Origin of the sequence: Coralloluteibacterium stylophorae (assembly GCF_018122625.2) — a bacterium.
GTDB lineage: Bacteria > Pseudomonadota > Gammaproteobacteria > Xanthomonadales > Xanthomonadaceae > Coralloluteibacterium > Coralloluteibacterium stylophorae.
This window is the reverse complement of the sequence record NZ_JAGQFT020000008.1, coordinates 132046-157693: the sequence shown is the minus strand read 5'-3', so window position 1 is coordinate 157693 and position 25648 is coordinate 132046. Positions and strand designations below refer to the sequence as shown.

General features: G+C 74.1%; 26 protein-coding genes. 12 read left to right on the top strand and 14 right to left on the bottom strand.

Translation table 11 applies throughout. The features are described from left to right. The 4 genes from KB893_RS12935 to KB893_RS12920 form a co-directional block, all read right to left on the bottom strand. A complete protein-coding gene (locus tag KB893_RS12935) occupies positions 1 to 363 on the bottom strand; it encodes a helix-turn-helix transcriptional regulator (RefSeq protein ID WP_211925976.1) in 363 nt (120 codons plus the stop codon). An 86-nt stretch (positions 364 to 449) separates the two neighbouring features. Continuing rightward, the gene (locus KB893_RS12930) at positions 450 to 1277 is read right to left on the bottom strand and encodes an endonuclease/exonuclease/phosphatase family protein (RefSeq protein WP_211925975.1); all 828 of its coding nucleotides are present in this window, start codon (positions 1275 to 1277) and stop codon (positions 450 to 452) included. 204 nt (positions 1278 to 1481) lie between these two features. Continuing rightward, positions 1482 to 2315: a thiol:disulfide interchange protein DsbA/DsbL gene (locus KB893_RS12925; protein ID WP_213173776.1), complete on the bottom strand. Its 834-nt coding sequence runs from the start codon at positions 2313 to 2315 to the stop codon at positions 1482 to 1484. 46 nt (positions 2316 to 2361) lie between these two features. Next, positions 2362 to 3417 (bottom strand): c-type cytochrome, encoded by a 1056-nt coding sequence (locus tag KB893_RS12920; RefSeq protein WP_246505637.1) that lies wholly within the window; start codon positions 3415 to 3417, stop codon positions 2362 to 2364. Positions 3418 to 3598: 181 nt separating this feature from the next. Between KB893_RS12920 and yihA the strand changes: the two genes are divergently transcribed. The 3 genes from yihA (at position 3599) to KB893_RS12905 (ending at position 6504) form a co-directional block, all read left to right on the top strand. Next, positions 3599 to 4228 carry a ribosome biogenesis GTP-binding protein YihA/YsxC gene (gene yihA, locus KB893_RS12915; protein WP_211927836.1) on the top strand — a complete coding sequence of 210 codons (630 nt, stop codon included), beginning with the start codon at positions 3599 to 3601 and terminating at the stop codon, positions 4226 to 4228. A gap of 115 nt (positions 4229 to 4343) precedes the next feature. Continuing rightward, positions 4344 to 5708: a glutamate--cysteine ligase gene (locus KB893_RS12910; protein ID WP_211927837.1), complete on the top strand. Its 1365-nt coding sequence runs from the start codon at positions 4344 to 4346 to the stop codon at positions 5706 to 5708. Between the two features lie 10 nt (positions 5709 to 5718). Then, the gene (locus tag KB893_RS12905; RefSeq protein ID WP_211927835.1) at positions 5719 to 6504 is read left to right on the top strand and encodes a UPF0149 family protein; all 786 of its coding nucleotides are present in this window, start codon (positions 5719 to 5721) and stop codon (positions 6502 to 6504) included. A 23-nt stretch (positions 6505 to 6527) separates the two neighbouring features. On the opposite strand, the gene KB893_RS12900 is transcribed toward KB893_RS12905, so the two are convergent. Beyond that, positions 6528 to 8258 (bottom strand): hypothetical protein, encoded by a 1731-nt coding sequence (locus tag KB893_RS12900; protein ID WP_213173775.1) that lies wholly within the window; start codon positions 8256 to 8258, stop codon positions 6528 to 6530. Between the two features lie 159 nt (positions 8259 to 8417). Here KB893_RS12900 and ppc point away from each other — a divergent pair, with 159 nt between their 5' ends. Next, on the top strand, positions 8418 to 11156 hold the full coding sequence (gene ppc, locus KB893_RS12895; RefSeq protein WP_211927847.1) for a phosphoenolpyruvate carboxylase: 2739 nt from the start codon (positions 8418 to 8420) through the stop codon (positions 11154 to 11156). 81 nt (positions 11157 to 11237) lie between these two features. Continuing rightward, positions 11238 to 12362 carry a glycerophosphodiester phosphodiesterase gene (locus tag KB893_RS12890; RefSeq protein WP_213173774.1) on the top strand — a complete coding sequence of 375 codons (1125 nt, stop codon included), beginning with the start codon at positions 11238 to 11240 and terminating at the stop codon, positions 12360 to 12362. Here the strand turns inward: KB893_RS12890 and KB893_RS12885 are convergent, their stop codons facing one another. Together KB893_RS12885 and KB893_RS12880 are read right to left on the bottom strand one after the other, a co-directional pair. Continuing rightward, a complete protein-coding gene (locus tag KB893_RS12885; RefSeq protein WP_213173773.1) occupies positions 12363 to 12707 on the bottom strand; it encodes a hypothetical protein in 345 nt (114 codons plus the stop codon). It abuts the gene before it with no gap. 75 nt (positions 12708 to 12782) lie between these two features. Further along, positions 12783 to 14957, bottom strand: coding sequence for a malate synthase G (locus KB893_RS12880; RefSeq protein ID WP_211927781.1), 2175 nt, complete (start codon positions 14955 to 14957; stop codon positions 12783 to 12785). Positions 14958 to 15173: 216 nt separating this feature from the next. Between KB893_RS12880 and KB893_RS12875 the strand changes: the two genes are divergently transcribed. Beyond that, complete coding sequence (locus KB893_RS12875) at positions 15174 to 15701, top strand: DUF3887 domain-containing protein (RefSeq protein ID WP_211927782.1); 528 nt, start codon at positions 15174 to 15176, stop codon at positions 15699 to 15701. Between the two features lie 7 nt (positions 15702 to 15708). On the opposite strand, the gene KB893_RS12870 is transcribed toward KB893_RS12875, so the two are convergent. The 7 genes from KB893_RS12870 to KB893_RS12840 all read right to left on the bottom strand — a co-directional run bounded on the left by KB893_RS12870 (position 15709) and on the right by KB893_RS12840 (position 21394). After that, positions 15709 to 16344 (bottom strand): 2-hydroxychromene-2-carboxylate isomerase, encoded by a 636-nt coding sequence (locus KB893_RS12870; RefSeq protein ID WP_211927783.1) that lies wholly within the window; start codon positions 16342 to 16344, stop codon positions 15709 to 15711. Positions 16345 to 16407: 63 nt separating this feature from the next. Further along, positions 16408 to 16911 (bottom strand): periplasmic heavy metal sensor, encoded by a 504-nt coding sequence (locus KB893_RS12865; RefSeq protein ID WP_211927784.1) that lies wholly within the window; start codon positions 16909 to 16911, stop codon positions 16408 to 16410. Then, a complete protein-coding gene (locus KB893_RS12860) occupies positions 16908 to 17351 on the bottom strand; it encodes a hypothetical protein (RefSeq protein WP_211927785.1) in 444 nt (147 codons plus the stop codon). The genes KB893_RS12865 and KB893_RS12860 overlap by 4 nt, the downstream gene beginning before the upstream one ends. Then, positions 17348 to 17941, bottom strand: a complete 594-nt coding sequence (locus KB893_RS12855) for an RNA polymerase sigma factor (RefSeq protein ID WP_211927786.1) — start codon at positions 17939 to 17941, stop codon at positions 17348 to 17350. Before KB893_RS12855 ends, KB893_RS12860 begins: the two co-directional genes overlap by 4 nt. Before the next feature lie 47 nt (positions 17942 to 17988). Next, positions 17989 to 18435, bottom strand: coding sequence for an EF-hand domain-containing protein (locus KB893_RS12850; RefSeq protein ID WP_213173772.1), 447 nt, complete (start codon positions 18433 to 18435; stop codon positions 17989 to 17991). 287 nt (positions 18436 to 18722) lie between these two features. Next, a complete protein-coding gene (locus KB893_RS12845) occupies positions 18723 to 20024 on the bottom strand; it encodes an amidohydrolase family protein (protein ID WP_211926278.1) in 1302 nt (433 codons plus the stop codon). Continuing rightward, positions 20021 to 21394, bottom strand: a complete 1374-nt coding sequence (locus KB893_RS12840; protein ID WP_211926277.1) for an amidohydrolase — start codon at positions 21392 to 21394, stop codon at positions 20021 to 20023. Before KB893_RS12840 ends, KB893_RS12845 begins: the two co-directional genes overlap by 4 nt. 217 nt (positions 21395 to 21611) lie before the next feature. Between KB893_RS12840 and KB893_RS12835 the strand changes: the two genes are divergently transcribed. The 6 genes from KB893_RS12835 (at position 21612) to KB893_RS12810 (ending at position 25646) form a co-directional block, all read left to right on the top strand. Next, positions 21612 to 22388 carry an AMP nucleosidase gene (locus KB893_RS12835; protein WP_211926276.1) on the top strand — a complete coding sequence of 259 codons (777 nt, stop codon included), beginning with the start codon at positions 21612 to 21614 and terminating at the stop codon, positions 22386 to 22388. 56 nt (positions 22389 to 22444) lie between these two features. Continuing rightward, the gene (locus tag KB893_RS12830) at positions 22445 to 22888 is read left to right on the top strand and encodes a DMT family transporter (RefSeq protein WP_211926275.1); all 444 of its coding nucleotides are present in this window, start codon (positions 22445 to 22447) and stop codon (positions 22886 to 22888) included. Positions 22889 to 23057: 169 nt separating this feature from the next. Beyond that, entirely contained in the window at positions 23058 to 23582 is a 525-nt protein-coding gene (gene pilV, locus KB893_RS12825; protein WP_211926274.1) for a type IV pilus modification protein PilV, read from the top strand. Further along, positions 23579 to 24133: a GspH/FimT family pseudopilin gene (locus tag KB893_RS12820; RefSeq protein ID WP_338026949.1), complete on the top strand. Its 555-nt coding sequence runs from the start codon at positions 23579 to 23581 to the stop codon at positions 24131 to 24133. The genes pilV and KB893_RS12820 overlap by 4 nt, the downstream gene beginning before the upstream one ends. Next, on the top strand, positions 24130 to 25119 hold the full coding sequence (locus KB893_RS12815; protein ID WP_338026948.1) for a PilW family protein: 990 nt from the start codon (positions 24130 to 24132) through the stop codon (positions 25117 to 25119). Before KB893_RS12820 ends, KB893_RS12815 begins: the two co-directional genes overlap by 4 nt. Continuing rightward, complete coding sequence (locus tag KB893_RS12810; protein WP_211926273.1) at positions 25116 to 25646, top strand: pilus assembly PilX family protein; 531 nt, start codon at positions 25116 to 25118, stop codon at positions 25644 to 25646. Before KB893_RS12815 ends, KB893_RS12810 begins: the two co-directional genes overlap by 4 nt. Positions 25647 to 25648 lie beyond the last annotated feature (2 nt).

Sequence of the window (25648 nt, the reverse complement as noted above, 5' to 3'; positions counted from 1 at the left end):
CTAGCGCCGGGTGAGGATTTCGATCATCGACACCAGCGGCTCGCGCTGGCGCCGCGGGACCTTGCGGAAGGCCTCGAGCAGGCGCGCCTCGAGGTGGTCGTGGGCATAGTCCTCGAGCACCACCGCCGCCGTCGCCTCGGCCGGGTCGATGCGGACCGGTCCGCGGCCGGTGGCCAGCCATTCGAAGCAGGCGCCGGTGACCACCGCGATGCGCAGCATGTGCTTGACGCTCGGCGCGGTGCCGTCCTCCTGTTCCCATTGCGCAACGGCGCTGCGCTGCACGCCGACCTGGCGCGCCAGCTCCGCCTGCGTCATCGGCCCGAAGCCGCGCGCCTGGCGGATGCGATTGGACAGCGAATACAACGGCGGAGCCTCCGTGACGATCCGCGCGGGCGGACCCGCACGTTAGTCGCCGCGGCGGTCGCTGTCGATCACGGAACCTTCGCGGCTCAGCCGGCGGCGTTGGCCGCGACGCGCTGCGGACCCAACGCCGCTTCCGGCACGTCCAGGTCGATCGCGATGGCGAGATGGTCGGAACGGCCGGCAATGAGTGTGCGCAGGCCGGCGCATTCGATGCCGCCGATGAGGATGTGGTCGATGCAGCGTGCCGGGCGCCAGCTCGGGAAGGTCAGGTGGGTGCAGGTCGGCGGCTGCAGCCGCGTGCGCCGGTAGAGCACCTGCATCTCCGGCGCGTCGTGCGGCGTGTTGAAGTCGCCCATCAGCACCGCGTGCCGCGCGTCGCCGAGCAGTTCGGCGACGAAGGCCAGCTGCGCCTTGCGCGATTGCGCGCCGAGGGACAGGTGCGCGACCGCCACCGTGAGTCCGTCGTCGCCGCCGTAGCGCGCCATCAGCACGCCGCGGCCGGGGATGCGCCCCGGCAGCGGGTAGTCGAGCACCTCGGTCGGCGGCAGTCGGCTCAGCAGCCCGTTGGCGCTGCCGGCAACGCGGGCGACGCTGCGGTTGGGCTGGTGGCTCCAGTACGGGAAGCCCGCCGCGTCGGCTACCACGCGCGTCTGGTTGTTGAAGCCGGAGCGCAGGCTGCCCGGGTCGGATTCCTGCAGCCCCACGATGTCGAAGGGCTGCACCGCCTGGGCGATCGCGGCCAGGTTGTCGCGCTTGCCGACCGGCAGCACGTGCGACCAGCTGCGCCAGATGTACTCGCGATAGGCCTGGGTGCTGGAGCCGGCCTGGATGTTGGCGCTGAGCACCGACAGCCGGCGGGTCGCGGCGGGGGGAGAGGAGGCTCGATCCACGCGGGCGATGGTGGCGGAAGACATCTGACCTGGGACTGACACCGCGTCGCTACGGCGGCGCAGACGCTGCACGAGGCGCCGTCACGTGCGCGTGGTCGCCGGTGGCGTGAGCACCGCGTCAGCGCGGCGGCGACGGCCGGGCGTTCGTCGGTCGCGGTCGCGTGCGGTGGCGTTGCACCACGGAAAAGGGCCGCACCGCGGCCCTCGTTCCGACGCAGCGCGGCGGGCTCACTCGCCCGCGCGGCGCTCCTGGTCGATCAGGTAGTCGACCGTCTGCAGCATGCGCTCGAAGCCTTCGCGCGTGGTCATCACGCGGTACTTGCCATCGACCACGATCGACGGGGTGCCCTCGATGCCCCACTGCTGCGCGAGCTGGTTGGAGCGCGCGAGCTTGGCGTTGATGGCGAAGGAGTCCATGGTCGAGGCGAAGGCCTCGGCATCGGCGCCGTGCTGGCCGTACCACTCGGCGATCTGCGGAGCGGCCTGCGGGCTCACCGGCAGCGCGCGCTCGACGTGGATCGCCTGGAACATCGCGTTGTGGGTCGCGTCCACCAGGCCCAGGGTCTCGGCGGCGAAGAAGGCGCGGGCGTAAGGCACCCAGTAGCCGCCGAAGGCCGCCGGCAGGTAGCGGAACTCGACGTCGGCCGGCAGGTCGGCCTTCCAGTTGTCGAGCACCGGCTCCAGCGCCGCGCAGTGCGGACAGGTATAGCCGAACATCTCGACCACCTCGATCTTGCCCGGGGTCGGTGCGAGCTCGACCGGCTGCGCGATGCGCACGTAGTGCGTGCCCTCGACCGGCACCGGGCCATCGTAGGGCGCGGCCTCGACCTGCGGCGCCGCCTCGGCGGCGTCGGCAGTGCCGCTACCGGCCGCATCCGCGGACTGTTCCGTGACGGGCGTATCGCCGGGCCCCGGGGCCGCGGCGGCGGCCGTCTCGTCCGCCGGCTGCGCCGGTGCCGTCGCCGCCTGGGGTGCCGCGGGGTCCCCGTTCTGCTCGGCGTTGCAGGCCATCATCGGGAGGGTCGTGCACAGCAGCACGGCGAGGAGGCGGGGCTTGAGCATGGTCACTCCGGGGCTGGGGACGGCTGGGGGCGTGGCGCTGGCGCGATCAGTTGCCTTCCGGACCCGGCTCGGCGTCCTCGGCGTCCTCGCGCGCCTCTTCCTGGTTCTCGCGGACTTCCTCGGCGGCGGCGTCGCTGGTCTGCGCACCGGTGAAGTCGGTCTCTGGGGTGGCTTCGCTGATGCCGGTGCCGCCGGCCGGCGCGGCGGCGGCCTCGATCTGCGGCTCGTCGCTCGCCGGCGCCTCGTCGGCCACCGCATGCAGGCCCTCGACGTAGGTCGCCAGCGACTGGATCTCCTCGTCGGTGAGGTTGGCGGCGACCTGGACCATCACCAGGTTCTCGCTCTCGCCTTCGCCGTAGCCGTCGCCGTCGCGGAACATCTGCAGCTTGGTCGCGGTGTACTGGGCGTGCTGGCCAGCCAGCGACGGATACGCGGGGCCGGGGTTGCCGGCGCCGTCGGGGCCGTGGCAGGCCATGCAGGCGGGGATGCCGCGGGTGCGGTCGCCGGCGCGGAACAGCGTCTCGCCGACCTCGTAGAACCTCGCGCCCTCGTTCGGGCCGTCGGCGATCGCGGTGTCGTCGGCCACGCCCGGCAGCGCCTGCTGCGAGGCGAAGAAGGCGCCGATGTCTCGCATGTCCTGCGCCGAGAGCGGCGCCGCGAAGCTCTGCATGATCGGGTTGGGACGCTCGCCGGTCTTGAACAGCGCGAGCTGGCGCGCGATGTAGCGCTCCGGCATGCCGGCGAGCTTGGGGTACTGCGGATCGATGGAGTTGCCGTCGGCGCCGTGGCAGGCCGCGCACACCGCGGCCTTGCCCTGGCCGGCACTGACGTCGCCCGGATGCACCTCGACGTTGGGATCGTCCAGCGCGCTCACCGGCGCCGGCTCCTCGTCGGCCAGCGGCTGCGCCGTGGTGGCGCGGGACTCGGTGGTCACCGGCTCGGAACTGCCCGACTGCGGCTCCTCGACCACTTCCGGCCGCTTCTCCGGCTGGGGCATCGCGGCGGCGGGATCCGGATCCGGACGTTCTGCATCCTGGGTCTGGGCGAGCGCGGTGGCGGCGAACAGAAGGCCGACCAGGCCGAGGCTGCGCGGGAAGGGCATGGGCTGACTCCGGAACTCTCGAGGGCTGAAGCGGCGATGACTACGCCGCCGTGGCGCGGAACCGCGAGATTATCGCGGTGCACCGGAAGGCGGTCAACGAAGCCGGGGACGGGGCGGGCGCGCCCGGCGGACGCGCGGCCGGGATGCTATCGTCGCCGGCGCTCCTTCCCGCGGTCGCTCCATGTCCAATCCCCTCGCCAGCGCGCAGTACGTGCTCGCCGCGCACCTGCCGCGCCAGCTTCCCGCCGACGGCGGTCGCGAGGTCGCCTTCGCCGGCCGTTCCAACGCCGGCAAGTCCAGCGCGCTCAATGCGATGACCGGGCAGAACAAGCTCGCGCGCACCTCGAAGACGCCCGGGCGTACGCAGCAGCTGGTGTACTTCGGCGTGCAGCCCGATCGCTGGCTGGTCGACCTGCCGGGCTACGGCTACGCGAAGGTCCCGCCCGACCTGCGCGAGCACTGGAAGACCTTCATCAACGGTTATTTCCGCGAGCGGCAGGCGCTGGCCGGACTGGTGGTGGTGATGGACATCCGCCATCCGCTGCGCGAGTTCGACCAGCAGATGCTGGCCTACGCCGCGGCGCGCGGCCTGCCGGCGCACTGCCTGCTGACCAAGGCCGACAAGCTCTCGCGCGGCGCGCAGGGCACCACGCTGCTGCAGGTGCGTCGCGAGGTGCACGCCGAGTACGGCGAGGCGACCAGCGTGCAGCTGTTCTCGGCGCCGTCGCGGATCGGCGTCGACGAACTGCGCGGCGTGGTCGCGGGCTGGCTCGAACTCGGCGCGCCGGTCGCTCCCACCGCGCCGGCCTGACCGACCCGGTGGCACGGCGCGTCGCGCCGCGCCGCGCCCGAGTGTTCCGCCGGTCGTCTTTGCCTGCCGGCGCTTCGCGGCCATCATGGCCGCCCCCCAACGCAAGGCGGCGCGCGTGTCCGGCCCCAGCCAAGAATCAGAGATCGCGGTCACCGACCGCCGCCAGCTCGTCGACTACCTCGCCTCGGGCTGCAAGCCCCGCTCCGCCTGGCGCATCGGCACCGAGCACGAGAAGTTCGGCTTCCGCCTCGACGACCTCGCCCCGCCGCCCTACGAGGGCGATGCCGGGATCCGCGCCATGCTCGAGGGCCTGACCCGCTTCGGCTGGGAGCGCGTGGTCGAGGACGGGCGCCTGATCGCGCTGACCCGCGAGGGCGCCTCGGTGAGCCTGGAGCCCGCCGGCCAGCTCGAACTCTCCGGCGCGCCGCTGGAGACCCTGCACCAGACCTGCTCGGAGGCCGAGACCCACCTGCGCGAGGTCAAGGCCGTGGCCGGCGAGCTCGGCCTCGGCTTCCTCGGCATGGGCTTCCAGCCGAAGTGGGCGCGCGCGGACATGCCGTGGATGCCCAAGGGGCGCTACGGGATCATGCGCGCCTACATGCCGAAGGTCGGCGACCTCGGGCTGGACATGATGACCCGCACCTGCACGGTGCAGGTCAACCTCGACTTCGCCGACGAGGCGGACATGGTGAAGAAGTTCCGTGTCGCCCTCGCCCTGCAGCCGGTGGCGACCGCCCTGTTCGCCGATTCGCCGTTCACCGAGGGCCGCCCGAACGGCTACCTCAGCTACCGCTCGCACATCTGGACCGACACCGACCCGGACCGCACCGGCATGCTCGACTTCGTGTTCGAGGACGGCTTCGGCTTCGAGCGCTACGTCGACTACATGCTCGGCGTGCCGATGTACTTCGCCTACCGCGACGGGCGCTACGTCGACTGCGCCGGCCTCGACTTCCGCGACTTCCTCGCCGGCCGCCTCGCGCCCCTGCCCGGGGCGACGCCGACACTGCGCGACTGGTCGGACCATCTCACCACGGCGTTCCCCGAGGTCCGGCTGAAGAAGTTCCTGGAGATGCGCGGCGCCGACGGCGGCCCGTGGAAGCGGCTGTGCGCGCTGCCGGCGTTCTGGATCGGTCTGCTCTACGACGACGCGGCGCTCGACGCGGCCTGGGACCTGGTCAAGGACTTCAGCCGCGAGGAGCGTCACGCCCTGCGCGACGGCGTGCCGGAGCGGGCGCTGGGACTGCCGTTCCGCGGCGGCCGCGTGCAGGACCTGGCGCTGGCGGCGCTGGAGATCGCCGCCGCCGGCCTGAGCCGGCGCGCGCGGCTCAACGCCTCGGGCGACAACGAGAGCGGCTTCCTGGAGCCGCTGCTGGAGGTCGCGCGCAGCGGCCGCACCGCCGCGGACATCAAGCTCGAGCTGTTCCACGGCCGGTGGCAGGGGTCGGTGGATCCGGTGTTCCGCGAATTCGCCTACTGAGAGTGCCCGCATGAATCCCACACCCGACCTCAACGCCGCGCCGCTCGACGACGACGACCTCGACCGCCTCGACCTGCTGCTGCAGCGCTGCGCCGATCCGGAGGACGGCATCCCGGACCTGGAGATGCTCGACGGTTTCCTCTCGGCGGTGCTGGTGGGGCCGGCCGAGCTCGCGCCGGAGAGCTGGCTGCCGGCGATCTGGGGCAGCGAAGGGGCGCGCCGCGACGCGCGCCAGATGGCCGAGGCGCAAGGCCTGATCGCTCGGCTCGCGGCGCAGATCCTGCGGCGCGTGTCGATCGATCCCGACGAGCGCCCGGGCGGCCGCGACAGCGCCTTTCCGCTGCTGGGCATGCCGGCCGAGGACGAGGACGCGTCCGGGGAGGCGGGTGCCGCGGGCGCGGAGGCCGGGGAGGACGCGGCCGGCTTCCCCTTCGCCGCGGCCTGGGCGCTGGGCTTCATGCGCGCTGCGGCGCTGGACGAGGCTGCCTGGGACGGCTGGGCCGAGGACCACGAGGACATCGCCAGCGACCTGGCGGTGGTGATGCAGCTGGCCATCGTCGACGCCGAGCAGGCGCGCGATGCCGGGCTGGAGGTCGACAGCCTGCTGACCGAGGACGAACGCTTCGACCTCGCCTACGACCTGCCCGATCTGCTGCACGGCATGTTCCTGCAGCGCCTGCACGACCGCCGCCCGGCGCCCGCACGGCGCGAGGCGCTGCCCGGGCGCAACGATCCCTGCCACTGCGGCAGCGGCCGCAAGTTCAAGAAGTGCTGCGGAGCGACGGCGGCGTCCTGAGCCGGCTGGGCGGGTGAGCCGGCTCAGCGTCGCCGGTTCGTCCCGCGGCGGCGCGTGAGGCGGTGCGTCACCCACCAGGCCGCGACCGCTGCGGCCAGCCCGACCAGCAGGCTGGCGCCGCCGCCGGTGGCCGCCGCCGGCGCCAGGCCGCCCTCGCGCAGCGCCGGCAGCAGCATCAGCAGCGACAGCGCCAGGCAGCCGTAGGCGACCAGCGCCAGCACCCAGAACACCTGCTGCAGGGCGCGCTGGCGCTCGCGTTCGGGGTCGGCGTCGCGGACCAGGATCTGCGGACCGGCCAGGCCCAGCGTCACCAGCAGCCGGGTCATGGCGCCGGGCACTGTGCGCAGGCGCTGGCGCAGGCTGCGTCGCATCGGACCGTCGGCGGTGTAGGCCACCCCCGGTGGGGGCTCGCGCACCGGCGCGCGGAGGTCCGCGGTGGTCCCCTGTGCGAGCCGCGCGTCGGCGGCCCGGTCGCCTGCGGCGGGCGCGCCCGAGGCGAGCACCGTCGCGCCCGCCGCGGCCGGTGCCGCCAGGGCGGCGGACGTCGCCGTGTTGCCGGCCGCCGATGCCGACGGCTGCGCCGCCGCGTCGTGCGGAGGAGCGGGAACCTCGCCCGCACTGCGCACCGCCTGTGCCGGCACCTCGGGACGCGGGATCTGCACCGGTGGCGCCTGCTCGGCTTGCGCCGCCGCCGCGGTCGCCTGTGGCTGCGCCGCCGTCGTCTGCGGGGCGGCCATCGTCGCCGCGGTCGTCGGTGGGGTGGGTGGATGCGCGCCGGCGACCGGCTGGCGTCCCGGCGCGGCGGGATCGGCCGCGGGCGGGGCGGCGGCAGTCTGTGCCGGCGACGCCGCGACCTGCGCCTGCTGCGGCACGGCAGCCTGCGAGGCGGTGGGCGCTCCTGCGGGCGTGCCCACGGCCGACGCCAACGGCGTGGCAGCGGGCTGGGTCGCGGTGCGATCGGCGCGCGTCAACCCGAGCAGACTCCCCACCGCGTCGCCGATCGAGCGCGCGGCGCCCGCGAGCGGCCCCGGCAGGGTGGCGCCCGGCGCCGCGGCGGTCGCGACGGGCGAAGGACCCGCCGCGATGGGTGACGCCGGAGGCGCGAAGCCGGGGGCATTCCCGGTGGCGCCATTGCCTGGGATTGCGGACGCGCCCGGCGTCGCGACGCTCTGTTGTGCCTGGCCGGTCGCGGCCGGGAGCGTGGCCCCGGGTGCACCGGGCACCAGGACCGGCGACGCGGACGCGCCGCGCCCGCCGAGCAGGCCGTGCACGGCCTGGCCCAGCGACTGCAGCGCGCCGGCGACCGGGCCCGGTGTGGGTCCCGGCAGCGGCAGCGCAGGGCCGGGCGGGACAGTGGCGGTCGCCACCGCCGGGCTGCCGGGATGGGTCGCCGCCGTGTGGGGTGGCGCGACTCCTGCCGCGACGGGGATGCCGCCGCCGAGGTGCCGGGCCAGCGCCAGCCCGGGCGTGGGTGGCGCCAGTAGCGACGGAGCGCCGGCCGACGGCGCCGTCCCCGGTCCGGTCGCCACCGATGTCGGCGTGTCGGTCGGGCCCGGCGCTGCCGGCGTGGTGTAGCCGGCGCGGGTCAGCGCATCGGCGAGGTGGCTGCCGCCGAGCGCCTGCGGCCCGCCGAACTGGCGCGACAGCCCGCCCGGCAGCGGCATCTCCGCGCCACCGCGCCCCCCGCCGCGCCCGAACAGGCCGAGCGGATCGGGCAGTCCCTTGCCTCCGAGCAGCTTGTCGAGCAGCGGCATGGGCGACTCCTGCATGTGGCCCCGGCCCGCCAGCGTAGGGGCGGCGGGTGTGGAGGGAAGCTGGGGTCGACCCCAGGGTCGGCGATCCTGCTGCGCCACCCCGGTGCGTACCTCAATGCGGGTCGGCTCGTCGCCGCGACGCCCTGCTAGGCTGGCCCGATGAATGCGACCGCCTCCCCTCTCGACGCGCCGCTGCGCGAAGTCCAGCTTCCCGACACCGACCGCCCGTTGCGCGAGGACGTCAACCGCCTCGGCGCCCTGGTCGGCGAGATCCTCGCCGAGCAGGTCGGCGCCGACTTCCTCGCCGACGTCGAGGCGGTGCGCGTCGCCGCGATCCGCCGCCGCGAGTCCGGCGCCGCGGTCGACGTCCTCGCCGATCTCCTGCACGACATCCCGCTGGAGCGCGCGGAGGCGCTGGTGCGGGCCTTCGCGACCTATTTCCAGGCGGTCAACCTGGCCGAGCGTGTGCACCGCATCCGCCGCCGCCGCGACTACGAACGCGCCGAGGCCGACCCGCAGCCGGGCTCGCTGCGCCAGGTGATGCAGACGCTGCAGGCCGACGGCGTCGGCCTGGACGAGATCGCCGCGCTGCTGCCGCGGCTGCGCATCGAGCCGGTGTTCACCGCGCACCCGACCGAGGCCGTGCGCCGCGCGCTGCTGGAGAAGGAGCAGGACATCGTGCGCTGCCTGGTCGACGACCTCGACCGCAGCCTGACCCCGCCCGAGCGCGCGGTGCGCGTGGAACGCATGCGCACCGCGCTCACCGCCGGCTGGCAGACCGCGGAGACGCCGGCGCACAAGCCGAGCGTGGCCGACGAGTTCGAGCACGTGAGCTTCTATCTGTCCGACGTGCTGTACAAGGTCGCGCCGGTGTTCCAGGAGGCCTTCGTCGACGCCATGGCCGCGACCTGGGGCGAGGAGGCGCGCGCGCTGGAGCCGCAGGTGCTCGCCTTCGGCTCCTGGGTCGGCGGCGACATGGACGGCAATCCCAACGTCGGCGCGGACACCGTGGCCGCCACCCTGGCCGGGCAGCGCGAGCAGGCGCTCGCCGCCTACCGCCGCGATCTGCGCCATCTCGCCGGGCTGCTGACCCAGTCGCTGTCGCGCGTGGACGTCGATCCGCGCGTGCTCGAGCGCATCGCCGCCTATCGGCGCCTGCTGCCCAGGACCGCATCGCGGATCAAGCAGCGCTACGACGACACGCCCTACCGCGTGCTGCTGCTGCTGATGGCCGGGCGCCTCTCGGCCACCGCCGACGAGCGCACCCAGGGCTATCCCTCGGTGCGCGACTTCGTCGACGACCTCGCCCTGGTCGAGTCCAGCCTGCTCGCCCACGGCGGCGCGCACGCCGGCGCCTTCGCGCTCAGGCGCGTGCTGCGGCGGGCGCGGACCTTCGGCTTCCACCTCGCCACGCTGGACCTGCGCCAGGATTCCGGTACCCACGATGCCGCGCTCGCGGCGCTGCTCGAGGACGAGGGCTGGGCGCAGCGCCCGGTCGCCGAGCGCACGGCGCGACTGGAGCGCCTGCTCGACGGCAGCGCACCGGCACCGGCGCCGCATGCGCCCGCCGCCGCGGCGACGCTGGAGGTCCTGCGTACCGTGCACGACGCGCGCGGGCGCTACGGCGCGGCGGCGTTCGGCCCCTACATCATCAGCATGAGCCGCAGCCAGGCCGATGCCCTGGCCGTGCTGGCGCTGGCGCGGACCGCCGGCTGCGTCGAGGACGACGTGGTGCCGCTGGACGTGGCGCCGCTGTTCGAGACGGTCGACGACCTCGACGCCGCGCGCGGCGTGATGCAGGCGCTGTTCGACGACCCGCGCTACCGCGCGCACCTCGCCGCGCGCGGCGACCGCCAGATCGTGATGCTGGGCTATTCCGACAGCGCCAAGGACGGCGGCATCGTCGCCTCGCGCTGGGCGCTGCAGCGCACCCAGGTCGAGCTCACCGAACTCGCCCACGCCGCCGGCATCCGCATCGTGTTCTTCCACGGCCGCGGCGGCTCGGCCAGCCGCGGCGGCGGCAAGACCGAGCGCGCGGTGATCGCGGCGCCGCGCGGTTCGGTCGACGGCGTGCTGCGGCTGACCGAGCAGGGCGAGGTGATCCACCGCAAGTACGGCCTGCGCGCGATCGCGCTGCGCAACTTGGAGCAGGCGACCGGCGCGGTACTGCGCGCGACCCTGCGTCCGCGCCCGGCCGACGAGCGCGAGGCCGGCTGGAAGGCGATCGCCGCCGAGCTCGCCGCCGATGCCCGCGCCGCCTACCGCGCGCTGGTGCACGAGCGCAGCGACTTCCCCGAGTACTTCCGCGCGGCCACGCCGATCGACGTGATCGAGCGCCTGCGCATCGGCTCGCGCCCAAGCAAGCGCGGCGGTGCCGGCGGGGTCGAGAGCCTGCGCGCGATCCCCTGGGTGTTCGCCTGGTCCCAGAACCGCGCCGGGCTCACCGCCTGGTACGGCGTCGGCACCGCCCTGGCCGCCGCGCGCGCGCGCCACGGCGATGCGGCGCTGGCGGAGATGGCCGGCGCGTGGCCGTTCTTCGGCACCCTGCTGGAGGACGTGGAGATGGTGCTGGCGAAGTCGGACCTCGCCATCTTCGAACGCTATTCGCGCCTTGCCGGCACGCTGCACGAGGCCTACTTCGCCGACATCGAGGCGGAGTTCACGCGCACCCGCGACGGCATCCTTGCGATCCGCGGCGCCGACGAGGTGCTCGCCGCTGATGCGCGCCTGCGGCAGTCGATCCGGCTGCGCAATCCCTACGTCGACCCGATCAGCCTGCTGCAGGTCGACCTGCTGGCGCGCTGGCGCGCCGCCGACCGGCCGGAGGACGGCGACCTGTTCGAGGCGCTGGTGGCCACGGTCAACGGCATCGCCGCGGGCGTGCAGAACACCGGCTGAGGCCGGCATGCGTCCGCGGACGTCATGCGCGTGTCAGGCGCGGCAGGTGCAATCGGCGCATCACACGGGAATGGACAGGCCATGCCGCAGCACCGCTTCGCCCTCCTGCCGCGCCTCGGCGCGGCACTGTCGCTGACCGTGGCGGCCGTGTCGGGCGCCTTCGCCGCCGATGCCGCCTCCGTCGCCACGCTCACCGGCGCGCGGCCGCTGGTGGTCGCCCACCGCGGTGCGTCGGCGCAGCGTCCCGAGCACACGCTGGCGGCATACGCGCTGGCGATCGAGCAGGGCGCGGACGTGATCGAGCCGGACCTGGTGATGACCGCAGACGGCGTGCTCGTCGCCCGCCACGAGAACGAGATCGGCGACACCACCGACGTCGCCGCGCATCCCGCATTCGCCGCGCGCCGCACCACCCGCACGATCGACGGCAGCGAGGTCAGCGGCTGGTTCACCGAGGACTTCAGTCTCGCCGAACTCAGGACCCTGCGCGCGCGCGAGCGGCTGCCCGGGCTGCGCGGCAGCGCCCACGACGGCACGGAGAGCATTCCCACCTTCGCCGAGATCGTCGAGCTGGTGGCGCGCGAGGCGGCAGCGCGCGGCCGCACGATCGGCCTCATCCCCGAGATCAAGCACGGCCACTACTTCGCCGCGCGCGGCCTGGCCATGGAGGCGCCGCTGCTGGAGGCGCTCGCCGCGCACGCCTACACCCGGCAGGCGCCGGTGTGGATCCAGTCCTTCGAGGTCGCCAACCTCAAGGCGCTGCGCCGCGCACTCGGCGACGCGCGCGGCAACGTGCGCCTGCTGCAGCTCGTCGGCGATCCGGCGACGCAGCCGGCCGACGTCGCCGCGGCCGGCGGTGCGCTCACCTATGCGCGGATGCTGACGCCGGACGGCCTGCGCGAGGTGGCCGGCTACGCGGATGCGCTGGGCCCACCGACCCGGGTGCTGATGCCGCTCGCCGCCGACGGCGGCTTCGCCGCGCCGACCGGGGTGGTGCGCGATGCGCACGCGGCGGGGCTGACGGTGATGCCCTGGACCTTCCGCCCCGAGAACGCCTTCCTGCCGCCGGCGCTGCGCCGCGGCGGCGAGGGCGAGCGCAACCCGGCCGGCGCCATCGCCGAGATGCGCGCCTACCTCGCGCTCGGCATCAACGGGCTCTTCAGCGACGACACCGCGCTGGCGCGGCGCGCCGTCGACGACGGCTGATCAGGCCGCGCGCACGTCGCGCAGCTCCCAGCCGCTGCCGGCGAGCCAGCGCAGGCGCTGCTTGATGATGTCGCCGGGCAGGTCGGTGCGGATGTCGAGGTCGATGCGCAGGTCGCGCTGCGAGCCGGCCACGGTCGCATCGGCATCGGTGGCGCCCAGCGCCGGGTTCACCTCGTCGGGTTCGGGCTGCATCTGCCGCCAGCGCTCGAACAGCGCCGGCGCGCGCAGCGCGGCCTGGAGTTCCTCGGCGAAGCCTTCGGCGCTGACCGCGCTGAACGACAGCGCCGGATCGGGACCGCGCGCGGCCTCGGGGTTGGGGAGCGACACCATGAAGCGGGTGGCCATGCGGGGCTTCCGTGTGTGGATCGGAAGCGCAGCATCGCCGACGGGCGGTGGATGCGGAATGATCCGGCGCCGCGCTCAGGCGCCGCCCTTGGCCTTCAGCCGCCACGCGTGCAGCAGCGGTTCGGTGTAGCCGCTGGGCTGGGTGCGGCCCTCGAACACCAGCGCGCGCGCGGCCTGGAATGCGAGCGAGCCGGCGAAGTCGGGGCTCATCGGCCGGTACAGGCCGTCGCCGGCGTTCTGCTGGTCGACCACCGCCGCCATGCGCTCCAGGGTCTGCTGCACCTGTGCGGCGTCGACCACGCCGTGGCGCAGCCAGTTGGCGATGTGCTGGCTCGAGATGCGCAGGGTCGCGCGGTCCTCCATCAGGCCGACGTCGTGGATGTCCGGCACCTTGGAGCAGCCGACGCCCTGCGCCACCCAGCGCACCACGTAGCCGAGGATGCCCTGGCAGTTGTTGTCGAGTTCCTGCTGCACGGCGTCCGTCGGCCAGTCGGCCTCCGCGACCACGGGGACCGTCAGCAGGTCGGCCAGCAGGGCGTCGCGGCGCGCGGCCACGTCGACCGTCTCTAGCTCGGCCTGCACCGCGGCGACGTCGACCTGGTGGTAGTGCAGCGCGTGCAGCGTCGCCGCGGTGGGCGAGGGCACCCAGGCGGTGGTCGCGCCGGCGCGCGGGTGCGCGATCTTCTGCTCCAGCATCTCGGCCATGCGGTCGGGCATCGCCCACATGCCCTTGCCGATCTGCGCCCGCCCGCGCAGCCCGCAGGCGAGGCCGACCAGCACGTTGTTGTCCTCGTAGGCGCGGATCCACGGCGTGGACTTCATCTCGCCCTTGCGCAGCATCGGGCCGGCCTCCATCGCGGTGTGGATCTCGTCGCCGGTGCGGTCGAGGAAGCCGGTGTTGATGAAGGCCACGCGCGCGGCCGCCGCCTGGATGCAGGCGGCGAGGTTGAGCGAGGTGCGTCGTTCCTCGTCCATGATCCCCATCTTCAGCGTGTGCCGCGGCAGGCCGTAGAGGTCCTCCACGCGGGCGAACAGCGCGTCGGCGAAGGCGACCTCCTCCGGCCCGTGCATCTTCGGCTTGACGATGTAGATCGCGCCGGTGCGCGAGTTGCCGCGGCGGATGCGGTCGTGCAGGGCGCACAGCGTGGTCACCACCCCGTCCATGATCCCTTCGGGCATCTCGCTGCCGTCGCCGAGCAGGATCGCAGGGCTGGTCATCAGGTGGCCGACGTTGCGCGCGAACAGCAGCGCGCGTCCGTGCAGGGTCAGGGTGTCGCCGGCGGGCGTGGTGTAGCTGCGGTCGGGCGCCATGCGCCGGGTGAAGCTGCGACCGCCCTTGCTGACCTCTTCGGCCAGGTCCCCCTTCTGCAGGCCGAGCCAGTTGCGGTAGGCCAGCACCTTGTCGTCGGCATCGACCGCGGCGACCGAGTCCTCGAAGTCCATGATCGTCGACAGCGCGGCCTCGACCAGCACGTCCCTGACCCCGGCCGGGTCGTCGCGACCGATCGCGCTGTCGCGGTCGATCTGGATCTCCAGGTGCAGGCCGTTGTTCCTCAGCAGCACCGCCGAGGGCGCCGCGGCGTCGCCGCGCCAGCCGACGCACTGCGCACGGTCGGCGAGTGCGGTGGCGCCGTCGCGGGTCGCCACGCGCAGCACGCCGTCGACGACGCTGTAGCCGGTGGCGTCGGCGTGCGAACCCGTGACCAGGGGCGCCGCGGCGTCGAGCACCCGCCGCGCGTAGGCGATGACCCGCGCGCCGCGCCTGGGGTCGTAGCCGCTGCCGGCCTCGGCGCCGTCCTCGGCGGGAATGGCATCGGTACCGTAGAGCGCGTCGTAGAGGCTGCCCCAGCGCGCGTTGGCGGCGTTGAGCGCGTAGCGCGCGTTCATCACCGGCACCACCAGCTGCGGCCCGGCCTGCGCGGCGATCTCGCCGTCGATGCCGGTGGTGGTCGCGCGCACGTCCGCCGGCTGCGGCAGCAGGTAGCCGATCTCCTCCAGGAAGCCGCGATACGCCGCCGCGTCGCGGATCGGACCGGGATGCTCGCGATGCCAGGCGTCGATCGCCGCCTGCAGGCGCTCGCGCTCGGCCAGCAGCGCGCGGTTGCGTGGCGCCAGGTCGTGGGCGAGGGCGTCGAAGCCCGCCCAGAACGCGTCCGCCTCGATTCCGCTGCCGGGCAGCGCCTCCTGCTCGATGAAGGCGGCGAGCGGCTGGGCGACCTGCAGACGATGGCGGGCGATGCGTCGGCTCATGGAAGCGTCTCCGGATGGCGGTGGCAGTCGGCGGCGGTGCGGGGGCGGCCGTGCGGACAGGGTGGCCGCCCGTACGTCATGCCGCCATGCAGGACCGTATGGTGCGGGGATCATGGTCGCCCGCCACGACCGCTGTCCATTGCACGGACGTCGAAGCCGCCGCGCCGGCCGCGGGCCGCGGCTACACTCGGGCGCCCCCTTTTAGGAAAGCGTCCGATGCGTCCGACCGTGCCGTTCCGCCTGCTGTCCCTCGCCGTCCTCGCCGCGGCCGCGTTCGCGGTGCAGGCCCAGCAGTCCGCGCCGGCGCAGCCGTCCGCGCGCCAGGGCGAGCCGCGCGTGCAGGGCACGCTCGATCCGCAGACGCTGTCGGAAGGGCGCGCGCTGACCCAGCAGTTCGCCGGCGGCGACCTGGACGCGCTGTACGCGCGGTTCGATCCTTCGATGACCGCCAACCTCAGCCGCGACCAGCTCGGCGCCCTGCGCGCCCAGGTGCGCGAACAGTTGGGGCCGGAGGTGGCGGTGATCGGCGAGAAGACCGCGACGCAGCAGGACGCGCGCATCTACGTGCGCGTGTCGCGCTACGAGAAGGCGCAGGCGCCGGCGGAGACGGCGTGGGCGGTCCGTCCCGACGGACAGATCAGCGGCTTCTACATCCGGCCGGCGCAGCCGATCGACGCGCCGCCCGCACCGCCGCAGGCGCCGCAGCCTCCGGCGGCGCCCGCGGCGCCGCGTCCGCAGGGCTGAGCGCGGCTCAGTTGCGCACGGCGGCTTCGGGCAGGGTCCTGAGCCGCCGCATCTCGTGCGACTCCAGCAGGGTCGGATCGTCGATCACGGCTTCGGCGAGCCCGTGGGCGTCGTCGCCCCAGAACAGCTCGCCGCCGACCGCGAGCGTGGGCACGCCGAACACGCCGGCGGCGACCGCCGCCTCGTAATGGGTGCGCAGGGCGGCCTTGACCTCGGGCGCCGCGATCGCCGCCTCCACGTCGTCGATGCCCAGTCGTGCCGCCACCGGCGCCAGCGCCAGCGCGGTGTCGCCGGCGTGGCCGTCGCGCCAGATCCAGTCGAAGATCGCGTCGATCGCCTCGGCCGTGGTGCCGGCGGCGATGCACAGGCGCAGCGCGGCGATCGGGTTGAAGGGGTGGCCGGGGGGGAAGCGCAGCGGCCGTTTCGCCTGCTGCGCGCGCCACTGCACGAGGCGGTAGGTGAAGAGGCGCTTGCCCGGGATCTCGGCGGGCCCCTTGATGCCGAGGTGGTTGAGCACGCCGGCGAACAGCACCGGGCGCAGGGTCACCGGCGCGCGCGCTGCGAGCGCGCGCACGCGCGGCCACTGCAGGTACGCGAACGGCGAAACGAAATCGAAGAACCAGACGACGCGGGTATCGGACACGATACGCTCCCAGCGGAGGACCGCCCGATCATCCCCGATGTCGCGCCCGCGTCGCGTGCAGGATCAGCGGCGCGCCCCGTTCTCATCGCGCCGCTCGCCACCGCGCTCCTCGTCGCGCTCGTGCCCGCGCGGCTCGGGCGGGGTCATCACCTCGGCCAGATGGGCGCGGCCCTCGTCGTCGAGGCTGGCGGCGAAGTCGACCATTGCCGCCTGCGCGGCCGCCGCGGTCCGCGACTCGGCACGGCGCAGGCGGGCGAATCCGTGCTCCAGCGCGGTCGCCTCGAACGGGCGCTGGCGCAGGATCCGCGGGATCGCCGCGCGCGCGTCGTGCATGTCGCGCCAGCGCGCGCGGATGTCGTTGCGGTGCGTCTCCCAGGCCCGGCGCAGCAGCGGGCGCTGCCCGCTGCCCAGCGCCTCGACGATTTCGCGCGGATGCGGCATGCCGCCGGGCCCGGGCGGACGCGGCGGACCATCGTCGCCGCGGAGGGCGAAGGTTGCCAGCGCCGCCGCCAGCAGCACGTTGACCAGCAGCGAGGCGATGAGCAGGGTTCGCGCGGTCGGCGTCACGGCGAGAACTCCGCGTAGCGGTCGTCGAGCTGGGCGTACTGCACCAGCGCCTCGCCCGGCGCCAGGCTGTCGTCCTTGGGCATCAGCGCCCCGAAGGCCACGCCGAGGGCGAGGCTGGCGGCGAAGGCCGGGCCGGCCATGCGCCAGCCGCCGAACGGTTCGAACAGCGTGCGCAGGCGCTCGCCCAGCGTCGGCCGCGGCGCCGGGATGGTCGCCAGCACGCGCTGCCGCAGCCGTGGCGAGGCATCGGCCTGCGGCAGCGCGATCAGGGCGTCGAATCCGGCCGCGGCCTCGGTGCGCGCACGCGCCACCGGATCGGCCGCGAGCAGGGCGAGGGCAGCGGCGCGTTCGCGTTCCGGCCAGCGGGCCGGATCGCCGCCATAGGCATCGAGCAGCCGCTCGAGCCGGGACGGATCCATGGGGGGCGGGCGGGGCGTCATGACGCGTCTCCGATGAGGCTGCGGCGCAGGGCGCGGCGGCCACGGGCGAGCAGGGATTCCAGGGCTTCCTCGGACACCTCGAGCGCGGCGGCGGCTTCGCGCTGGCTGAGTCCTTCATAGTGGCAGAGCGCGATCGCGGCGTGCTGGCGCTCCGGGAGCGCCTCGAGCGCGGCGGCGACGCGCGCCTCGCGCTCGGCGGCGTCGGCGATGCGCTCGGGGCTGTCGCCGCCACTGACGTGGTCGGCGGCCTCCATCGGTTCGTGCTCGCGCCGGCGGCGCAGGCGGTCGTAGCAGACGTTGGTGGTGACCCGGTACAGCCAGGTCGAGAAGCGGGCGTTGCCCGGCGTCCAGCGCGCGGCCTGCTGCCAGACGCGGATGAACACCTCCTGCGCGGCCTCCTCGGCGTCCTCGCGGTTGCCGGTGAGGCGCGTGGCCAGGCGCTGCACGCGGTCGAGGTAGCGGTCGACGAACTGCGTACACGCGAGCCGGTCGCCACGCCCGATCCGGAGCACCAGCTCCAGATCGGGATCGTGGCCGGCCTCGACCGACCCGGTGTCGGCGGGCGCGCGGCCCGCCGGAGGCATGTCCATCAAGAGCATTGATGCGTGACCGGACGCCGGATCATCGCATGGACCGTTCAGCGCGCGGCGTCGTCGGCCGGCGGGGCCGGGGGCGCGCCATCGAAGCCATGCGGCCCGCGGTGATGACGGCCATGGCGACGGAACTCGCCGCGTTCGATGCTGCCGTCGCCGTCGGCATCCATGCGCGCGATGCGCTCGAACTGGGCGTTCTCGAAGTCGGCCACGCTGATGCGGCCGTCGCTGCCGCCCATGCGCTCCAGGCGGCGGGCTGCGCGCTCCAGGCGCTGCGCGTCTTCCCACGCGACCATCTCCTGCGCGGTGATGCTGCCGTCGCGGTTGGCGTCGATGGCGGCGGCGCGCTCGCGGGCGTGCTGCTCGAGGCTGGCGACGTCGCGCGGCGGCGGCGCCGGACGCTCGCCCTTGGCGGGGGCCTGGGCGAACGCGGCCACGGCCATCGTGGACAGGCCGAGGGTCAGGGCGATGCGGAACGGGGTGCGGTTCATGGCGATTCCTCGCGTTGTGGAGTGGAGACCGCGTTGGCCTCGGGACTTACAACGGGGGAATGCGGTGGGTCCGTCGCTGCGAGGGCGTGATGCGCGGCGGGCGGTTCAGCTTTGGGGGAGGGAAGCGGGAATCGGGAATGGTGAGGGTGCGGTATCCCGCCAGGCGCGGTTCCGGTGCGTCCGCCATGAATCGCCGACCGCGATTGCGCCCCTGCGGAGGAGGGAAGGTCGGACCGCGACGCCCCCGCCCTTCCCGATTCCCGAATCCCTCTTCCCGCTTCACCCGCTCACTTCACATACCCCCGCGGCCACCCGCCCGTCTCGCCCAGGTACCGGTCGCGCAGCTCGGTCTGGCGCGAGCGCATCGGGTCGGGTCGGCCGGCGATCCAGACCTGGTCGGCGCCGGTGGTGACCTCCAGCGGGTCGCCGCTCCACAGCACCAGGTCGGCGCGCTGGCCGACGGCGATGCGGCCGACCCGGTCGCCGACGCCGAAGGCCTGCGCCGGCACCGAGGTGATGCCGGCGAGCGCGGCCTCCCACGGCAGGCCGTTGGCCGCGGCGACGCCGGCGAGCTGGCGGATCTTGCGTGCGTTGTGGGTGGCGTCGCCGGACTGGGTGAAGCCCACCGGCACTCCCGCGGCGTGCAGGCGCGCGGCGTTGTCCAGGCGCGCGCCCAGGTGCTCGAAGTCGCTCGGCAGGTTCGCCAGCGCATCGACCAGCACCGGGACCCCGCGCGTGGCGAGCAGGTCGGCGACCTCCCAGGCCTCGGCGCCGCCGGCGATGATCGGCTCGAAGCCGTGCCGTTCGGCGAGCTTCAGCGCCTGCACGATGTCGGCGGCCCGGTCGACGTAGAACACCACGCGGCCGCCGTCGAGGTAGCGCGCGAAGGTCTCGCGCCCGGCCGGGGTCAGCAGCCCGCGGCCGGCGTCGGCCAGGGTCAACGCGGTGCCGGTCCTCGCGGCCTCGGCGATGGCCTGCTCCAGCAGCATGTACAGCGCCGCGCGGCTGCCGCCGGCCTGCCGCACCGCGCCGCCGCCGAGATCGACGAACAACGTGCGGCTGCCGTCGAGCGTGGCGTCGAAGCGGCCGTCCAGGCGCACCGCCTCGCCCTGGCCGGTGACGAAGCTGCCGCCGCCCATGCTGCCGGGCGCGAGCATGGTGAAGGTCAGGCCCTCGACCCGGTTGACGGCGATCGCGGCCGAGCGCGGGTTGTAGGCCGGCACCGGGTCGAACTCCGGACGCCATTGCGCATCGACGGTGGCGACCTGGCTGAAGTCGATGGCGTGGTCGACCGTGTCGCGCTCGCCGGAGATCTCTTCCAGGCCGAGCGCGGTGAGGCCGGCGAAGAGGCCGGGCGTCAGCGGACGGCCGCCTGCCTCGACCACCTCGATCCCGGCCGGCGCGGCGAGCCCAGGACCGACCCCGCGGATCACGCCGCCCTGGACCAGCACGTCGGCATCCGCCAGCGTGCCCCGGTCCGTGGCGGTGTGGACCTTCGCGCGGCGGATGAGGACGTCCTGCGCGGCGGCGGGAAGGATCGAGGCCAGACACAGCAGCGCGGTGGCGGCGAGGGTAGTGGTGCGGATCATCGGACGCCCTCCTGGCCGAGCATGAAGTCGGAGACCGGCTGGCGTGCCGGGTCGTCGCGGTCGTAGAGCAGGGCGCCGTCGACGAACACCTTCTCGGCGTGCGCGTAGACGCTGAAGGGATCGCGGTCCCACACCACCACGTCGCCCATCTTGCCGGCCTCCAGCGTGCCGGTGCGGTCGTCGATGCCCAGCGACCGCGCCGCGTTGAGCGTCAGCCACTGGATCGCGTGCTCCGGCGTCACCGGCATCCCGATGCGCGCGGCGCGGCCCATGACCTTGCCGGCCTCCTGGTTGAGGCGCTGGATGCCCTCCTCGGAATCCGAATGCACGATCGCGCAGCCGTTCGGCGGGCGATCCACCAGGGCGATGTTCTCCTGGATGCCGTCGTAGGCCTCCATCTTGAAGCCCCACCAGTCGGCCCACAGCGCGCCGCAGATGCGCTCCTGCGCCAGGCGGTCGGCGAGCTTGTAGGCCTCGACGCCGTGGTGGAAGGCGGCGATCTGGAAGCCGAACTCCTTCGACAGATCGATCATCGTCGCCATCTCGTCGGCGCGGTAGCAGTGGATGTGCACGCGGATGTCGCCGTCGAGGACGCCGGCGAGGGTGTCCATCTGCAGGTCGCGCTCGGGCGGGTCCTTGTCGTCGTCGCCGTTGCCGGCGGCTGCGTCGCGCTTGCGCTTGTACGCGGCGGCCTTGGCGAAGGCGGCGCGATAGCCGGCGACGTTGCCCATGCGCGTCATCGGCGCCTGGCCCTTGCCCTCGCCGTAGACGCGCTTGGGGTTCTCGCCGCAGGCCATCTTCAGGCCCTGCTGCGCGTCGGGGAACTTCATGCCCTGGTAGGTCACCGCCGGCACGTTCTTCAGCACCACGCTGCGGCCGCCGAAGAGGTTGGCCGAGCCCGGCAGGATCTGCAGCGTGGTGACGCCGCCGGCGCGCGCGGTGTTGAAGCCGGGATCCTGCGGCCAGACCGAGTGCTCGGCCCAGACCTGCGCGGTGTCCGGCGCGCTCATCTCGTTGCCGTCGGCCAGGGAGTCCAGTCCGGGGCTGGGATACACGCCGAGGTGCGAATGCACGTCGATGATGCCGGGCGTGACCCACTTGCCGGCACCGTCGATCTCGCGCGCGCCGGCAGGCGCGCGCAGCCCGCGGCCGAGCTCGGCGATGCGACCGTCGACGATCAGGACGTCGGCGCCGTCGAGGCGCGTACCGGTGCCGGTGAGCACCGTCGCGCCGCGGATCAGGGTCGGCGCCGCGGCGATCGGGGCATAGGTGCTGGGATAGGCGTCGGCGTCCGCGCGCGCCTGCCGGTCGGCGGCCGCGGCCGTGCTGCAGGCGAGCACGGCGAGGCCGGCCAGGGCCAGTCGTTTCATGTCGGTCGATCCCCAGTGGTGAACCGACCGCACCCTAGCCGGCGCGCGCGCGCGCTGCCAAGCGCCGGGGGCGGCTGTGCGCGGATGCGGCCGCTATCCTTGGCCGGCGAGGCGGCGTCTGCGGCGGAGGCGCGCGTCCGGGCGGTCGGGTGCGGCCGCGCGTGCGCTCCATGCCGCGTGCCTCGTGCCATGTCGATCCCCAACAGGACCCGCACCCATGAAAGAGAAGGAAGACATCGTCGCCAACTGGCTGCCGCGCTACACCGGCGTGCCGCTGGAGGCGTTCGGCGAGCACATCCTGCTGACCAACTTCGCCGGCTATCTCGGCCATTTCTCGCGCCTGACCGGCGCCGAGATCGTCGGCATCGACCGGCCCATGCCCAGCGCCACCGCCGACGGCATCACCATGATCAACTTCGGCATGGGCAGCCCCAACGCGGCGACGCTGATGGACCTGCTCTCGGCGATCATGCCCAAGGCGGTGCTGTTCCTCGGCAAGTGCGGCGGACTCAAGAGGAAGAACCAGCTCGGCGACCTGATCCTGCCGATCGCCGCGATCCGCGGCGAGGGCACGTCCAACGACTACCTGCCGCCCGAGGTGCCCGCGCTGCCGGCCTTCGCCCTGCAGCGCGCGGTGTCGACCATGATCCGCGACCTCGGCCACGACTACTGGACCGGCACCGTCTACACCACCAACCGCCGCGTCTGGGAGCACGACGCGCGCTTCAAGGACTACCTGCGCACGCTGCGCTGCATGGCCATCGACATGGAGACGGCGACGGTGTTCGCGGCCGGCTTCGCCAACCACATCCCGACCGGCGCACTGCTGCTGGTGTCCGACCAGCCGATGATCCCGGACGGGGTCAAGACCGAGGCCAGCGACGCGCGCGTGTCGAGCGAGTTCGTCGAGAGCCACATCAATGTCGGTATCGAGGCGCTGAAGCTGATCCGCCGCCACGGCAAGTCGGTCAAGCACCTGCGCTTCGACGAGTAGGCGCGGGATCACGGCGGCGGCTGCTAGCCTGCCGGCCCCCGTCCGCCGCCGCCGCCATGCATGCACTCCCGATCCTCGCCGCCGTCCTCATCGGCCTGCTGCTGCCGCTGCAGGCGTTGATCAACGCGCGCCTGGGCGCGCTGACCTGGGGCGCGCTGTTCGCGGCGTTCGCCTCGTTCCTGGTCGGCACCGCGGCGCTTGCCTGCGCGCTCGCGGTGATGCGTCCGGCGCCGCTCGGGCCGGGCCTGGGTGCGGTGCCGTGGTGGGGCTGGTGCGGCGGGCTGATCGGCGCGCTGTTCGTGTTCGCGGGCACGGCGCTGGTGCCGCGCCTGGGCGCCGGGGGTCTGATCTGCCTGATCGTGTTCGGGCAGATGGTGGGCGCACTGCTGCTCGACCACTTCGGCGTGCTCGGCCAGGTGCGCGCGGTCGATCCGCTGCGCGTGGTCGGCGCGGCGCTGGTCGCGGTCGGCGCGCTGCTGGTGGTGAAACCCTGGCGCTAGGCGCGGTCCCCGTCTAGCCGGCGCCCCACGCGCGGCCCGCCCGTGCGCCGGCGTCGTCGCGCGACCATCACGTCAATTCAGAGTCCTCCGATTGTCGAGGTCTCCGGGCTCGGCCAGCGTTGGCGAAGCCGTGTGCCTGCCCGAATCCGCCAGCGCCGACCGCCGCGCCATGCTCCCGTCGCCCCGACACGGGAGCGGTCCCTCCGCAACGTCCGTCAGAAGGGCGGCCGCCGCACGCGGGCCGGGCCGCGCCGGCCAGCGCGGCGTCGGCCTGATCGAGGTGCTCATCGCGGTGCTGGTCCTGGGCGTCGGGCTGCTCGGCATCGCCGCGCTGCAGGCGCTGGCGCTGCGCAACAACCAGGACGCGCTGGCGCGCAGCCAGGCGGTGATCCAGACCTATGCGATCCTCGACCTGATGCGCGCCGACCGCGAGGCCGCGCTGGCGGGCGCCTACAACATCGGCAGCACCTGCAGCGCGCCGGCGGGCGAGGGCGGCAGCGCCGACGCGGTCGCCACATGGATCCAGACCCTGCACCAGGACGTCGACCCCGAGGCCTGCGGGTCGATCCGGTGCGGCGCCACGCGCTGCGAGGTCACCGTACGCTGGGACGAGGGCGGCGGCGTGGCCACCGCGGGACGCGGCGCCAGCGACGCCCCGGGCCTGCAGTCGTTCGCGATGGAGACGCGGCTGTGAGCGGGCGCGGGTTCACGCTGATCGAACTGATGGTCACGGTGGCGGTGCTCGCCATCACCGTGACCGTGGCCGTGCCTGCGTTCAACGGGCTCGTCAACGGCAACCGCCTGACCACCGGCGCCAACGAACTGCTGGCGACGCTGCAGTTCGCCCGCTCCGAGGCGATCCGCCGCAACGCGACCCTGCGTGTGTGTCCGAGCAGCGACGGCAGCAGCTGCGGCGGCGACTGGCGGCGCTGGATCGTGGCGGTCAAGTCGAGCGGCGAGGTGGTACGCACCGGCAGCGTCGATGCGCCCGTGCAGGTGGACGCAAGCGCGTCGATCCGCTCGGCCGGCGCGGTCGAGTTCCGCAGCGATGGCCTCGCCCGTGCCGCCGACGGCAGTCTGCTCGCGGGTGCGCTGGCGGCCTGCCTGCCCACGCGCCAGCCGGCGCAGAACCTGCGCTACGTCGCGATCGCCTCGGGCGGCGGGCGCATGGTGGTCTCGCGCGGATCCAGCCCGGAGGAGTGCAGCCGTCCGCCGGACGCGCCGGCCCTGGAGCAGCGCACGTGAGCCCGGCACCGCGCCGCCTGCGCCTGCGCCTGCGCGGCATGAGCCTGATCGAGCTCATGATCGCGATGGCGCTCGGACTCGTGGTCGTGGGCGCGGCGATCGGCATCTTCCTGAGCAACGCGCGGACCTATCGCGCCACCGAGAGCCTCGGCCGGGTGCAGGAGAACGTGCGCATCGCCTTCGAGCTGATGGCCCGCGACCTGCGCGAGGCCGGCGGCAATCCCTGCTCCAGCGAAGTGCCGCTGGCCAACGTCGCCAGCGAGGCCGGAACCGCGTGGTGGGCCGGGCCCGGGAGCTGGGGCGGCGGCCTGCGTGGCTTCGAGGGCGCCTTCCCGGACGCTGCGCCGGCCTTCGGCACGGGCAGCGGCGCGCGTATCGCCGGCACCGATGCGGTGCAGGTCGTGCAGGGCGGCTACGAGGTCAGCACGGTGGCGGCGCACGACGTCGCCAGCGGACGCTTCACCCTCAACACGCCGCAGCCACGCATCGCCGCCGGCGACCTGGTGCTGGTCTGCGATGCGCGCCAGGCGTCGATCTTCCGTGCAGGCAGCGTCGCCGGCACCGCCGTCACCGTGGCCGAGGGCGGCAACTGCAGCCGCAACCTGGGGATGCCCGCGTGCTCGGGCGCGCCGCTGCAGTACAGCGGCGGGAACGCCGTGCTGACCCGCGTGCACGCCACGCGCTGGTTCGTCGGCGTGAATGCGCGCGGTGCGCCGGCCCTGTTCCAGGCGCGTGCACGCGTCCAGGCCGGCGGAATCGCGGTCCGCAGCGACGAAATCCTCGAGGGCGTGACGCAGATGCAGCTCGCCTACCAGCTCACCGACGGCGATGCCTTCCTCCCGGCCAGCGCGGTGCCGGACTGGAGCGAAGTCGCGGCCGTGCGCGTAGAACTCACCATCGAAGGCGACGAGCGCGTGGGCGCAGCCGGTGAGCCGATCGTGCGCACGCTCTCCCACGTCGTCGCGCTGCGGAACCGCAACGCATGAGCCGGCCGGCGCCCGTCCCGGACACCGCGCGCGGCGTGGCGCTGATCACGGTGCTGATCCTGCTGCTGGTCATGACCCTGCTCGGGCTCACGGTGCTGCGCACGACGCTCCTGCAGGAGCGGATGGCGTCCAACCTCGTCGACCGCAGCGTCGCCTTCCAGGCGACCGAGGCGGCGCTGCGCGAGGGCGAGGCGCTCGCCGCCGGGCGTCCCACCGTCCCGGAGAGCGGCTGCGCGCAGGGCGTGTGCGCCGCGCCGCGTCCGGGCGATGCCGACCGCTGGCTGAGCCCCGGCTTCGGCGGGTGGCGTGCCGCCGGGGCCGCCGCCGACGGTGCGCCGGCGCCGCAGTTCATCGTCGAGTACATGGGCGACGCGCCGACGTGGCCCGGCTGCGACCGCATGGCGCCCCTGCCGGCGCTGTGCCTCGCCCCGCGCTATCGCGTCACCGCACGCAGCCACGACCCGGGCACCGTGGACGCCGGCGCGCGCGCCGAGGTCCTCCTGCAGACGAACTACGTGGTCGAGTAGCC